The sequence below is a fragment of the Paracoccus marinaquae genome, from assembly GCF_018860165.1.
Classification (GTDB): domain Bacteria; phylum Pseudomonadota; class Alphaproteobacteria; order Rhodobacterales; family Rhodobacteraceae; genus Paracoccus; species Paracoccus marinaquae.
The window spans coordinates 53,008-65,701 of sequence record NZ_JAHKNG010000008.1; the positions used below are offsets into that span (position 1 = coordinate 53,008).

The 12,694-nt window shown below is 64.7% G+C and carries 11 protein-coding genes; 2 read left to right on the forward strand and 9 right to left on the reverse strand.

Features of this window, described 5'->3' with window-relative positions; translation table 11 throughout:
• Positions 1-58: 58 nt before the first annotated feature.
• From KNW02_RS06785 to KNW02_RS06810, 6 genes are all read right to left on the reverse strand, one after another.
• The gene (locus KNW02_RS06785; RefSeq protein ID WP_216032506.1) at positions 59-3,703 is read right to left on the reverse strand and encodes a vitamin B12-dependent ribonucleotide reductase; all 3,645 of its coding nucleotides are present in this window, start codon (positions 3,701-3,703) and stop codon (positions 59-61) included.
• Between the two features lie 434 nt (positions 3,704-4,137).
• A complete protein-coding gene (locus KNW02_RS06790) occupies positions 4,138-4,695 on the reverse strand; it encodes a 5-formyltetrahydrofolate cyclo-ligase (protein ID WP_216032507.1) in 558 nt (185 codons plus the stop codon).
• Positions 4,692-6,110 (reverse strand): magnesium transporter, encoded by a 1,419-nt coding sequence (mgtE, locus tag KNW02_RS06795; RefSeq protein WP_216032508.1) that lies wholly within the window; start codon positions 6,108-6,110, stop codon positions 4,692-4,694. Before mgtE ends, KNW02_RS06790 begins: the two co-directional genes overlap by 4 nt.
• 25 nt (positions 6,111-6,135) lie before the next feature.
• Complete coding sequence (hisN, locus tag KNW02_RS06800) at positions 6,136-6,948, reverse strand: histidinol-phosphatase (RefSeq protein WP_216032509.1); 813 nt, start codon at positions 6,946-6,948, stop codon at positions 6,136-6,138.
• An 86-nt stretch (positions 6,949-7,034) separates the two neighbouring features.
• The gene (locus tag KNW02_RS06805; protein ID WP_216032510.1) at positions 7,035-8,273 is read right to left on the reverse strand and encodes a DUF2029 domain-containing protein; all 1,239 of its coding nucleotides are present in this window, start codon (positions 8,271-8,273) and stop codon (positions 7,035-7,037) included.
• Between the two features lie 256 nt (positions 8,274-8,529).
• Entirely contained in the window at positions 8,530-8,889 is a 360-nt protein-coding gene (locus tag KNW02_RS06810; protein ID WP_216032564.1) for a helix-turn-helix domain-containing protein, read from the reverse strand.
• Between the two features lie 179 nt (positions 8,890-9,068).
• Between KNW02_RS06810 and KNW02_RS06815 the strand changes: the two genes are divergently transcribed.
• Together KNW02_RS06815 and KNW02_RS06820 are read left to right on the forward strand one after the other, a co-directional pair.
• On the forward strand, positions 9,069-10,037 hold the full coding sequence (locus tag KNW02_RS06815; protein WP_216032511.1) for an NADPH:quinone oxidoreductase family protein: 969 nt from the start codon (positions 9,069-9,071) through the stop codon (positions 10,035-10,037).
• 107 nt (positions 10,038-10,144) lie between these two features.
• Complete coding sequence (locus KNW02_RS06820; protein WP_216032512.1) at positions 10,145-10,891, forward strand: Bax inhibitor-1/YccA family protein; 747 nt, start codon at positions 10,145-10,147, stop codon at positions 10,889-10,891.
• Between the two features lie 146 nt (positions 10,892-11,037).
• On the opposite strand, the gene tpiA is transcribed toward KNW02_RS06820, so the two are convergent.
• The 3 genes from tpiA to KNW02_RS06835 form a co-directional block, all read right to left on the reverse strand.
• Positions 11,038-11,787, reverse strand: a complete 750-nt coding sequence (gene tpiA / locus KNW02_RS06825) for a triose-phosphate isomerase (protein WP_216032513.1) — start codon at positions 11,785-11,787, stop codon at positions 11,038-11,040.
• Positions 11,788-11,881: 94 nt separating this feature from the next.
• Positions 11,882-12,256: a HesB/IscA family protein gene (locus KNW02_RS06830; RefSeq protein WP_216032514.1), complete on the reverse strand. Its 375-nt coding sequence runs from the start codon at positions 12,254-12,256 to the stop codon at positions 11,882-11,884.
• A gap of 79 nt (positions 12,257-12,335) precedes the next feature.
• Positions 12,336-12,692: an SUF system Fe-S cluster assembly protein gene (locus KNW02_RS06835; protein ID WP_216032515.1), complete on the reverse strand. Its 357-nt coding sequence runs from the start codon at positions 12,690-12,692 to the stop codon at positions 12,336-12,338.
• Positions 12,693-12,694: the final 2 nt, after the last annotated feature.

Genomic DNA, 12,694 nt, shown 5'->3' on the forward strand with positions numbered 1-12,694 from the left:
GAAGTTCCGCGACCTTCGCCTGACAAAAACGGAGGCCGGCGAACCGGCCCCTATGGGATCAGCTGCACCCCGACGTTGCGCCGCAGGTGTTGCACTTCATGCAGGTGCCGTTGCGCACCAGCGTGTAGTTGCCGCATTCGCCGCAGGGATCGCCCTCGTAGCCCTGCATCTTGGCTTTCGAGCGGGCATCCAGCGTGGTCGCGGTCGTGGTCACGCTGGCCGTGCGCAGGCTGACCGCGCCGTCGGTCAGGCCGGCGGCCACCGCTGTTGTCGACACGCCGCCCTGCAGCACCATCAGATCCTGCGGCAGCCGCTTGCGCAGATAGCCGGCAGAACTGATCTGCTTCAGCATGGTCAGCGATTTCAGTTCGGCCTGTTCGCTGACCGGGGTGACGTTCTGGCCTTCCGCCTCGCCGCCGCCCAGTTCGTCGAAGCGCGCGCCCTCGGGCTTCACATGCGCGAGGTCGGTGCGGTCCAGATAACTGACCGCCAGTTCCCGGAACACATAGTCGAGGATCGAGGTGGCGTTCTTGATGCTGTCATTGCCCTGCACCATGCCCGCCGGCTCGAAGCGGGTGAAGGTGAAGGCGTCCACGAATTCCTCCAGCGGCACGCCGTATTGCAGGCCCACCGAGACGGCGATGGCGAAGTTGTTCATCATCGCCCGGAAGCCCGCGCCTTCCTTGTGCATGTCGATGAAGATCTCGCCCAAGGATCCGTTGTCGTATTCGCCGGTGCGCAGATAGACCTTGTGCCCGCCGATCACCGCCTTCTGGGTATAGCCCTTGCGGCGCTGCGGCAGTTTCTCGCGGTGGCTGCGCACGGCCTCCTTGACGATGATCTTCTCGACGATCTTCTCGGCGATGACGGCGGCCTTTTCCTGCGGGTTGCCGGTGGCGAGGATTTCTTCGGCCTCCTCGTCATCCGCGACCAGCGCCGCGGCCAGCGGTTGCGACAGTTTCGAGCCGTCGCGGTAAAGCGCGTTGGCCTTGATGCCCAGCGACCAGGACAGTTCATAGGCGGCCAGCGCGTCGGCGATGGTGGCGTCGTTCGGCATGTTGATGGTCTTGCTGATCGCGCCCGAGATGAAGGACTGCGCGGCGGCCATCATCCGGATATGGCTGTCGACCGACAGATAGCGCTTGCCCTTCTTGCCGCAGGGATTGGCGCAGTCGAAGACCGGCAGATGCTCGGCCTTCAGATGCGGCGCGCCCTCCAGCGTCATGGTGCCGCAGACATGGTCGTTGGCGGCGTCGATCTGGGCGCGGGTAAAGCCCAGGTGGCGCAGCAGGTCGAAGCCCGGATCGTTCAGCTTTTCGGCCGGGATGCCCAGCGTGCCCTTGCAGAATTCCTCGCCCAGCGTCCACTGGTTGAAGACGAAGCGGATGTCGAAGGCGGTGGCAAGGGCGGCCTCGACCTTCTCGATCTCGCGCGCGCCGAAGCCGTGGCCGGCCAGCGCGGTATGGTTGATGCCGGGGCAGTTCCCGAGGCTGGCGTGGCCGACCGCATAGGCGATGACCTCCTCGATCTGGGCGCTGCCATAGCCCAGCATCTCGAGCGCGGCCGGAACCGACTGGTTGATGATCTTGAAATACCCGCCGCCGGCCAGCTTCTTGAACTTCACCAGCGCGAAATCGGGCTCGATCCCGGTGGTGTCGCAATCCATCACCAGACCGATGGTGCCGGTCGGCGCGATCACGGTCGCCTGCGCGTTGCGGAAGCCGTGATCCTCGCCCAGGGTCAGCGCCTCGTCCCAGGCCTCGCGGGCGATGGCGACCAGACGGACATCGGGGCAGTTCTCGTCGTCCAGTTCCACCGGGCGGACATTGATGCCGTTATAGTTGCCGATGCCATGGGCGGCGGCGCGGTGATTGCGGATCACCCGCAGCATGTGGTCGGCATTCTTCTTGTAGCCCGGGAAGGCGCCCAGTTCGGCCGCCATCTCGGCCGAGGTGGCATAGGCCACGCCGGTCATGATCGCGGTCAGCGCGCCGCACAGTGCCCGGCCCTCGATCGAGTCATAACCGTAACCCATGTTCATCAGCAGGCCGCCGATATTGGCATAGCCCAGCCCCAGCGTGCGGAAGTCATAGCTGCGCTGCGCGATCTCGCGGCTGGGGAACTGGGCCATCAGCACGCTGATCTCCAGCGTGACGGTCCACAGCCGGGTGGCATGGACATAGCCATCGGCGTCGAACTGATCGCCGGTCCAGAACTTCAGCAGGTTCATCGAGGCCAGGTTGCAGGCCGTATCGTCGAGGAACATGTATTCGCTGCACGGGTTCGAACCCCGGATCGGCCCGTCCTCGGGGCAGGTATGCCAGGCGTTCACGGTGTCGTGGAACTGGATGCCGGGGTCGGCGCAGGCCCAGGCGGCATGGCCGATCTGGTCCCACAGCTCGCGCGCGCTGATCGTCCTGGCGACCTTGCCATCGGTACGGCGCAGCAGTTCCCACGGCTTGTCCTCGCGCACGGCATCGAGGAAGGCGTCGGTGACGCGAACCGAGTTGTTCGAGTTCTGGCCCGAGACGGTGATATAGGCCTCGCTGTCCCAGTCGGTGTCATAGGTCGGGAATTCGATGCTGTCGAAACCCTGCCGGGCATATTGCAGCACGCGGTTGACATAGGTTTCGGGGATCATCGCCTTCTTGGCGGCGCGGATCGCCGATTTCAGCGCATCGTTGCTGGCCGGATCGGTCGCGTCCTCGATGTCGCCGTCCCATGCCCGGATGGCGGCGAAGATCTCGTTCAGCTTCGCCTCGTGCGCCTTCGAGCCGGCGACGAGGCTGGCGACCTTCTGTTCCTCGATGACCTTCCAGTTGATGAACTGTTCGATATCGGGGTGATCCATGTCGCAGATCACCATCTTGGCGGCGCGCCGCGTGGTGCCGCCCGACTTGATCGCGCCCGCCGCGCGGTCGCCGATCTTCAGGAAGCCCATCAGCCCGCTGGACTTGCCGCCGCCCGACAGGGACTCGCCCTCGGCGCGCAGGCTGGAGAAGTTGGTGCCGGTGCCCGAGCCGTATTTGAAAAGACGCGCCTCGCGGACCCACAGGTCCATGATGCCGCCCTCGTTCACCAGATCGTCGCTGACCGACTGGATGAAGCAGGCATGGGGCTGGGGATGTTCATAGGCGCTGTCGGACTTGACCAGCTTGCCGGTCTTGAAATCGACATAGAAATGCCCCTGCGACGGCCCGTCGATCCCGTAGGCCCAGTGCAGCCCGGTGTTGAACCACTGGGGCGAATTCGGCGCCGCCATCTGGCGGGCCAGCATGTGGCGCATCTCGTCGTAATAGGCGCGGGCGTCCTTTTCGGCGGTGAAATAGCCACCCTTCCAGCCCCAATAGGCCCAGGCACCGGCCAGCCGGTCGAAGACCTGCCGGGCGCTGCTTTCGCCGACATAACGCTGATCTTCCGGCAGATCCGCCAGTGCCTTGTCGTCGGCCACGCTGCGCCACAGGAATTCGGGCACACCCTTTTCCTTGACGGGTTTCAGCGCCGCGGGCACGCCCGCCTTGCGGAAGTATTTCTGCGCGATGACGTCGCTGGCGACCTGGCTCCAGCCCTTCGGGACCTCGACATGCTCGTTGCGGAAAACGATCTTGCCGTCGGGATTGCGGATCTCGCTGGTGGTGGTGGTGAACGCGATGTCACCATAGGCCCCGCCCTCGGTGGTCGTAAAGCGCCGGTCGATCTTCATTCCTGCCCCTCTGAGCTTCTTTTTGTTCCTGTCCCTCGCCCCGACCTGCGCCCGCCGACATGACTGTCCCGGCCTCGCTGCTACGCAGAAGGACGGCAGGCGGTGCCCCGCCTGTGAGGTATTCGATCAAGGACCGGCTGGCCGTCTTGGGTCTGGTTGGTTGGTCCACCATATCTTGTGGCAGCCTTGCCGTAGGGCACAAGCTGACGGCTTCCGAACCGTTTTTCAACAGTTTTTTTACGTTACGATCATGACGTTTCCCGTTGACAGCCTGTTCCGCGCATCGGCGTGAGATTCGTGCACAGGTTTACATGCGACACGGGTCGGTGCCCGTTCCTTCCACGACATTTTCTATTTGAATCAATTTATTGAGGAAAGCTATTCAGCCATTCTCCACAGGGATATCCCCGATTCATCCACAGGTTGTGCGCGAGTCAGGCAGGCTGTTGACCGGGTTGGATAATCTCGCGATCGGTCACGATCAGGTCCAGTGGCTGGTCGAAGACCTCGGCCGGGATGCCGGGCAATTCCTGTGCCGCGAAGGCCAGCCCGACGGCGGTGACCGGGCCGGATTTCCGCAGCAATTGCAGGGTTCTGTCGTAATATCCGCCGCCATATCCGAGGCGATGCCCGGCCCGGTCGAAGGCGGCCAGCGGCACGATCAGGATCCGGGGGGTCAGCAGCGCGGCCGAATCGGGGGGATGCACGGTGCCGAAGGGGCCGGGCTCCAGCGCGCCGCCATCCCAGGCGCGGAAGACCAGCGGCACGGCCTTTCCGGTGACCACGGGCAGGCAGATCCGGCCCGAATGCGCGGCCATCGACGGGCGCGGGTCGGCTTCGCCGCGCATCGGCCAATAGCCTGACAGGACCTCGCCGGGATGGGGTGCCAGTACCTCGGTCAGGTTGCGGGCGATGCCTTGCTGGTCGCCCCCCTGACGCGCCCGTGCGGCCAGCGCCTGTTCGCGCAGCGCGGCCTTTTGCGCCGCGCTCACAGCAGCACGGCCGAGGCGAGACCGAGGAAGGCGAAGAAGCCGACCACATCGGTCACCGTCGTCACGAAGGTGCCCGAGGCCAGTGCCGGGTCGGCGCCGGCCTTTTCCAGCGCCAGCGGGATCAGGATCCCGGCCAGCGCGGCGATGGCCAGATTGACGATCATGGCGATGCCGATGACCGCAGCCAGCGACACGCCGTCGAACCAGACCCAGGCCACCACACCCATGACCAGCGCGAAGGCCAGCCCGTTCAGCACACCGACGATGGCCTCGCGCCGGACCACGCGCCAGACATTGCTGCCGGTCAGGCTTTTCGTGGCCAGGGCGCGCACCGCCACGGTCAGGGTCTGGGTGCCGGCATTGCCGCCCATCGAGGCGACGATGGGCATCAGCACCGCCAGCGCCACCACCTTCTGGATGGTGCCCTCGAAGATCGCGATGACCAGCGAGGCGACGATGGCCGTGATCAGGTTCACCATCAGCCAGGGCAGGCGCTGGCGCAGGGTTTCCACCACCGTGTCGGTGATCGCCGAATCCTCGCCGACGCCGGCCAGGCGCAGGATGTCCTCTTCGTGTTCCTCGTCCAGCACCGACATGGCGTCGTCGATGGTGATCACGCCGACCAGCCGGTCATCCGCATCCACCACCGGCGCCGAGATCAGGTGATACTGGTTGAAGGCATAGGCTACATCGCCTTCCTCGGCATAGGCGCTGATGGTACGGAAACTGTCCTCCACAAGGTCGCGCAGCGCCACCTCGCGCCGCGAGGCCAGCAGCCGGCCAAGCGTCACATAGCCCACCGGATGCCAGCGCGGATCGATCAGGATGATGTGATAGAACTGTTCGGGCAGCCAATCCTCGGCACGCAGGAAATCGATGCTTTCGCCCACGGTCCAGTGTTCGGGCGCGGTGACCACCTCGGACTGCATCAGGCGGCCGGCCGAATATTCGGGATAGGCCAGCGACTGCTGGACCGCGGCCCGGTCGCTGTCGTCCAGCGCGGCCAGGATTTCCTCGCGCTCGGGCTCGTCCAGGTCTTCCAGAAGGTCAACGACATCGTCGCTGTCCATCTCGCGCACGGCCTCGGCCAGCACCTCGCGGGGCAGCATCTCGACGACTTCGTCGCGGATCGCCTCGTCGATCTCGGACAGGATCTCGCCGTCGATCTCGCCGGAATAGAGTTGCAGGAAGGCGCGGCGCTCGGCACCGTGCAGCCGTTCGATGATATCTGCGATATCGGCGGCATGCATCGGTTCCAGCAGCGCGTTCAGCGCTGCGCCGTCCTCGGCCTCGATGGCCTCGTCGATCTGGTCCAGCAATTCGCGGCGGGGCAGGAACTCGTCCTCGTCCCGGTCGGGCTGAGTCGTGCGCTCGGCCGGCTCTTTCTCGATCTCGGGATCCTGCTCCTCGGCCATGCGCCCTCCTGTCAGTCCGGTCTCTTCAGTCGCTGCCGCGAACCGGTCCCTCATCCGCATTCAGCAGTGCTAGGGCCGCCTCGTGCAACTCGGCGCTGGCTGCCGCGATTACCCGTCCGCCGGCCAAGGCCGAGCCGCCCTGCCAGTCGGTGACGATCCCGCCGGCCGCCTCGACCACCGCCATTGGCCCGGCGATGTCATAGGCCTGCAGCCCGGCCTCGATGACCAGATCGACATGGCCGAGCGCAAGCAGCGCATAGGCGTAGCAATCAAGGCCATAGCGGGTCAACCGCACCTTCCCGGCGACGCGGGCAAAGGCCCGGCCCTCGGCGGCCGAGCCAACCTCGGGATAGGTGGTCATCAGCGTCGCCTGATCCAGCGCGATGCCGCGCCGCACCGCCAGATCGCGCCCGCCCATGGGGGCGGTCAGCCGGGCACGGCCAAGCCCGCCCTCGAAGCGTTCACCGATATAGGGCTGATCGATGAGACCGTAACGCATCCGCTGCCCGTCACTGAGCCCGATCAGCACGCCCCAGCTTGGCGCGCCGCAGAGGAAGGCGCGGGTACCGTCGATCGGGTCGAGGATCCAGGTCAACCCGCTGCGGCCCTCGCTCTGGCCGAATTCCTCGCCGAAGATGCCGTCCTCGGGGCGGCGTCGTGCCAGAACCTCGCGCATGGCCATCTCGGCGGCGCGGTCGGCCTCGGTCACCGGGTCGAAATCGGCCGGCCGCTTGTTGTCGGCCATGACCGAGGCATCACGGAACAGTGGCAGGATCGCGCGCCGCGCCGCATCGGCCATCTCATGCGCCGTGTCGATGATCTGCTGCGCGTCCTGCATCGTCGACAACCTGCCAATACTATCAAGGAGTGGGCCATAACCTCATGTGTTCGGCGAGCAGGCAATAGTGCGTCCCGGGCAAAAGCTCAACCGGCGGTGACTTCGGAAGCCCGATTTCTGCGTGCGATCCAGATCGTCCGGAAACAGACAGCCACCGCACTCAGCAAGAGGAAAAGCAGGACCATCGAGATGAGGTAGCTGCCGTAGGACCCGCCGGGCAGTTCGACAATGCCGAGGAGGTCCGTCCAGACGTTCGGGCGATAGAGTATGGCACCGATGCCGATGAGGATCGCGATTGGCAGCGCAGGCAGGGCAACGATGCAGGCGATAACCGGCATCAGGTCGTAGGCATGCAAAGGCATGAAGAACATCGTGGACGCGACCAGCATCAGGCTGATCTGTCGTGCCGGAAGCGGCGACAGCGACGCGTTACTGAAGACCCCGAGCAGGAAGGCCGGGATGCAGGCGAGCAAGGTTCCCGCGATGCTGGAGAGGTTGATATCGAACCAGTAGATGAGCAAATTGCGCAGTCCGGTCATCGACGGAGGGTCGTTAACCAACACGGTGGAATGCGCCATCATTCCATTGATGTAGTTCTCAATGGTGGCCAACACGCCGCTGGGGAGGAAGGCGGGAGTCGCCGCCACAATCGACAGTATGCCTGCCACAAGCAGTGGGACCCACAAGCGGGGAACCGCAAGAGCGAATGCGATGAAGGGCAGCGCCAGGTTGGCCTTCATCGTCAAGAGTATCAGCGCGGGGACCAGCAACCAGCGCCGATCGGTCATCAGCGCGGTAACGTAGAGCGTTATCGCCAAAAACGAGAAGGCCGAGAACTGGCCGATCGATATGGCAATCGAAGAGGCCTGCGAAGATGCCGTTCCGAGTAAGGTGACAGCCAGGAAGATTACCTTACTGCGCGCATTGCTGAACCTGACCAGACTGCACAACAGCACGACACTGGACAGGATCGCGGCGACGGATGCAAGCCGCCAGATCAGCAGTCCCGCCTCGAAGCTGAACAATGACAGAGGGCGCGCGAGAAGCCAGGTATGCGGCGAGTAAAACCATCGCAGCATCGCCTCCATGCCATACTGGTCCAATGCGATCTGCGTGAAGCCCGGCCCATACGGGTCGATCCCTTCACCCCACATTCTGCCGGCGGCCCAGAAATAGCGAAAGTCGACTGGATAATTGTGGAACACGGAGACGCGGAAAAAATACGCAAGTGAAAGGATGACAGATATCGCAACCAGCCAGCGCCAGTTTCCTAAGATTTTCGGGTCTGTCGCGGTCAATCGGAGGTCGTTGTTGTCGTCGTTCACGTGCGCATTCCTTACCGAAATCGACCTTGAAAACAGAACCTGCACAAACTGCACCTGCAGGTGCGCGGCAGTGTTTCGGCGATGGCCGCGCGTGTCACGACCATATACCGGAAGCTGGCTCCGGGGCTATCGCGGCGTCGACCAGAGGCGGCCATGGCCTTCACGACCTCAGTCCAGCTTCAACGATCGCCAGCTTGCTGCCATGGGCTGTCCTGCGGATGCCGTGTCGACGGAACCCATGGCAGGCTGTGCCTGATCAGGCGGCGTCCGACAGGACCCGGGCCAGTTCGAAGATCTGCCGCCGCTGCGCGGCCGGCATCGCGTAATAGGCGCGGACCAGTTGCAGGGCTTCCTTGTCGGCCAGGATATCCCCCTCGACCTGTTGCGGCATCTCGCCTTCATGCAGCCCGTCGAAGAAGAAGCTGACCGGGACATCGACGGCCTGGGCAATGTCCCACAGCCGCGACGCCGAGACCCGGTTCATGCCGGTCTCGTACTTCTGGATCTGCTGAAATTTGATTCCGACCTTGTCGGCCAATTGTTGTTGGGTCATTCCGATCATCCAACGACGATGGCGGATACGCTTACCAACATGAACATCTACACCGTGCTTCATCGTCTCAACCTCATGCAATCTAAGGAGGCAGTAGCCCAAGCCATCTCAATTATCGAGTGTCAACATGGTTAACCGGGCCGTTTCTGACCAAAAAGACAGGTTCTGGATTGCACAAGCTGCATGTTTCCGCGCCGCCGTCCAAGCAAATGAAGTCGCTGTCATATTTTTCGGAGATCAAGATGAACGAGGAAATGCGAATCGCGCTGGTCGAAAGGCTGGGTCAGGATCCGGTCTTGCGGCGGGCGAGGCCGCCACGGGCCGGTGAGGGGCAGGTTCTGATCCGGATGCGGGCCTCTGCCCTCAATTTCGCGGATCTCCTGAAAGTGAAGGGGCAGTATCAGGAGGCCGCCGATCCGCCCTTCGTGCCGGGACTCGAGGGCGCGGGAGAGGTTGTCGAGGCGCCCGGCGGGTCAGGCTTCGCGCCCGGCGACCGGGTCGCGCTCTGGGTGCCGGGCACGATGGCCGAGGTCGTGGCGGCGCCGGTCGTGGCCTGCCAGAAGATCCCCGAGACGATGAGCTTCGAGCAGGCCGCCGGGTTCCAGATCGCCTATGGCACCAGCCATCTGGCGCTGGACGGGCGGGCGGCACTGCGCGCGGGCGAGACGCTGGCGGTGCTTGGCGCGGCGGGCGGCGTCGGGCTGACCGCGGTCGAGATCGGACATGCGATGGGCGCGCGGGTCATCGGCATCGCGCGCGGCGCAGGCCGGCTGGAGACCGTCCGCGCCGCCGGGGCTGACGTGGTGATCGACAGCGCCGACTGCCCGGACCTGAAGGCTGCGCTGCGCGATCTGGGCGGGGTCGATGTCGTCTATGACCCGGTCGGCGACAGCGCCGGCGAGGCGGCCTTCGGGGCGCTGCACCGGGGCGGGCGCTATCTGGTCATCGGCTTTGCCGGCGGTCGTCCCCCGGCGTTGCCGCTGAACCATGCGCTGGTCAAGAATATCGCCATCCACGGCTTCTACTGGGGCGGGTACCGCAGTCTTGACCCGCAGGCACTCGCGGGCAGCATGCAGCGGCTGATGGGCCTGTTCGAAGCCGGCCGGCTGCGGCCGCCGGTAGGCGAGGTGATGCCGCTGGAGCGGCTGGCCGATGCCTATGACATGCTGCGCAACCGCAAATCCGTGGGCAAGATCGTGATAACCCTGTGATCGGGGCGCATTTGACGCATCGCGGGCATTGAATCGCCGCCGCATCCTGCCAATATGAAGCGCATCTACCGGGCAGATACCCGGATCGCCTCACAGGGGAGTTATCGATGGCAGATTACAACACTTACCGCTCTGCGCAGGGCGTCGGCACCCGGAGCGCGGTGATCGACGAGGGCCTGCGGGCCTATATGAACAAGGTATATGGGCTGATGGCGGTTGGCATGGGTGTGACCGCCGTCGCCGCCTACGGGATCAGCACCGCCGCGGTGGATGCCAGCGGGCAGCTGACCCAGCTGGGCATGGCAATCTATGCCTCGCCGCTGAAATGGGTGATCATGTTCGCCCCGCTTCTGGTCGTGTTCGCCTTTGGCGCGGCGCTGAACCGGCTGTCGGTGCAGGGCGCGACCATGCTGTTCTATGGCTTCGCCGCGCTGATGGGCCTGTCGATCAGTTCGATCTTTCTGGTCTATACCGCCTTCTCGATCGTGCAGACCTTCCTGGTGACGGCGATTGCCTTCGCCGGCCTGTCGCTCTGGGGCTATACCACCAAGAAGGACATCTCGGGCTGGGGCAGCTTCCTGATCATGGGGGTGATCGGCCTGATCGTCGCCTCGATCGTGAACATCTTCCTGCAAAGCTCGGGGATGCAGTTCGCGATCTCGATCCTCGGCGTGCTGATCTTCGCTGGCCTGACCGCCTATGACACGCAGAACATCAAGAACACCTATCTGCAGCTGGCCGGCTCGGACAAGGATTTCCTCGGCAAGACCGCCATCATGGGCGCGTTGCAGCTGTATCTGGATTTCCTGAACCTGTTCATGTTCCTGCTGCAGTTCATGGGCAATCGCGAGTGATCGCCTGATCCCATGCCGAATGCGGAAAGGCCGGGCAATTGCCCGGCCTTTTTCTTTTGTCCGACTGCAGGTGATCCTTGCGGCGCGCCGAGGATCGCGCGGGGGCAGGGCGGAACGCCATGCCCCCGCACCGGCCAGAGGCCCGGTCAGCCTGCCGCTTCGAGGGCGGCGATGATGCCGCTGAAATCCGCGGCCTTCAGGCTGGCGCCGCCGACCAGGGCGCCATCGACATCCCCGATCGCGAAGATCTCGGCGGCATTGCCGGGCTTGACGCTGCCGCCATAAAGCAGGCGGACATTGCCGGAATCGCCGACGCGGCCGCCCAGTTGGTCGCGCATGAAGCCGTGAACCTCGGCGATCTGGTCATTCGTGGGGGTGCGGCCGGTGCCGATCGCCCAGACCGGCTCATAGGCGATGACGGTATTGGCCGCGGTTGCCCCCGCAGGGATCGAACCTGCCAGCTGCGCGCCGATCACTGCCAGGGTTTCGCCCGCATCGCGCTGCGCCTCGGTTTCGCCTACACAGATGACGGCGACCAGCCCGGCCGCATGGGCCGCCGCTGCCTTGGCCGCGACCATCGCATCGGTTTCGCCATGATCGGCGCGGCGCTCGGAATGGCCGAGGATCACATAATCGGCCCCGGCATCCTTCAATTGCGCGGCCGAGATGTCGCCGGTATGCGCGCCCGAGGCCCGGGCGTGGCAATCCTGCCCGCCGACGGCGATGGCATGGGCGCCCACGCGGCCCTTCATCGGATGGACCAGCAGGGCCGGCGGGCAGATCAGCACCTCGCAACCCGGTTCGGGATGGGCCTCGGCCAGCGCGTCGATCTCGGCCAGCGCGGCCAGATCGCCATTCATCTTCCAGTTTCCGGCGGCAAGCTTGCGTGGGGCCATGATCATCCTCCTTCGGTTTCGCATCCCGAATTAGGAGGAAGCACCTGCGGGCGCAACCGCGATCGCATCACCGCCCGACGGAAGTCGCGGCCGCTCAGCCGTCGCTGGTGCGGCTGCCTTCCAGCGGCTCGAAGCGGACGGATTCGCCGCAGCCGCAGCTGTCGGTGACATTCGGGTTGCGGAAGCGGAAGCCCGATTCCACCAGCCCGGTCTCATAGTCGATCTCGGTGCCGAACAGGAACATCTGCGCCATCGGCGCGATCAGCACCCGGGCGTCGCCCTGTTCGACGACCTCGTCGGCCTTCTCGGCCGTCTTGGCCAGTTCCATCGTGTATTCCATCCCCGCGCAGCCGCCCTTCTTCAACCCGATACGCAGGCCAAAGGCGTCCTTGCCCGTCATCAGCCGGGCGATCTGCCGCTCGGCGGCGGGGGTGATGGTCACGGGGACCTTGCCGGGGATGGCAAACATGGGCAAACCTTCCTGTCGCGCTGCCACAAGAGATAGGCTCTCGCCCGCCGCGCCTCAAGATCTCCGGTTGACGGGCGGGCTACATGAAGCCCAGTTCCAGCCGCGCCTCGTCGGACATCATGTCCATGCCCCATTGCGGCTGGAAGGTCATCTCGACATCGACCTGCTTGACGCCCGGCAGCGGTTCCACCGCATCGGCGACCCAGCCCGGCATCTCGCCCGCGACGGGACAGCCCGGCGCGGTCAGGGTCATGATCACCCGCACCTCGTTTTCGGGGCTGATATCGATCGTGTAGATCAGACCCAGATCATAGATGTTGACCGGAATCTCGGGGTCGTAGACGGTCTTGCAGGCCTCGACCACGGCCTCGTAAAGCGGGTGATCGGTGGTCGAGGGCGCGATCAGCGGCGCGCCTTCCATCAGCGGTTCGGTCATGG

Coding starts and splice junctions, on each gene's coding strand:
- KNW02_RS06785 (WP_216032506.1), bottom strand. CDS start 3,703: ATGAAGATCGACCGGCGCTTTACGACCACCGAGGGCGGGGCCTATGGT.
- mgtE (WP_216032508.1), bottom strand. CDS start 6,110: ATGGCCGAGGAGCAGGATCCCGAGATCGAGAAAGAGCCGGCCGAGCGC.
- hisN (WP_216032509.1), bottom strand. CDS start 6,948: ATGCAGGACGCGCAGCAGATCATCGACACGGCGCATGAGATGGCCGAT.
- KNW02_RS06810 (WP_216032564.1), bottom strand. CDS start 8,889: ATGAAGCACGGTGTAGATGTTCATGTTGGTAAGCGTATCCGCCATCGT.
- KNW02_RS06815 (WP_216032511.1), top strand. CDS start 9,069: ATGAACGAGGAAATGCGAATCGCGCTGGTCGAAAGGCTGGGTCAGGAT.
- KNW02_RS06820 (WP_216032512.1), top strand. CDS start 10,145: ATGGCAGATTACAACACTTACCGCTCTGCGCAGGGCGTCGGCACCCGG.
- tpiA (WP_216032513.1), bottom strand. CDS start 11,787: ATGGCCCCACGCAAGCTTGCCGCCGGAAACTGGAAGATGAATGGCGAT.
- KNW02_RS06830 (WP_216032514.1), bottom strand. CDS start 12,256: ATGTTTGCCATCCCCGGCAAGGTCCCCGTGACCATCACCCCCGCCGCC.
- KNW02_RS06835 (WP_216032515.1), bottom strand. CDS start 12,692: ATGACCGAACCGCTGATGGAAGGCGCGCCGCTGATCGCGCCCTCGACC.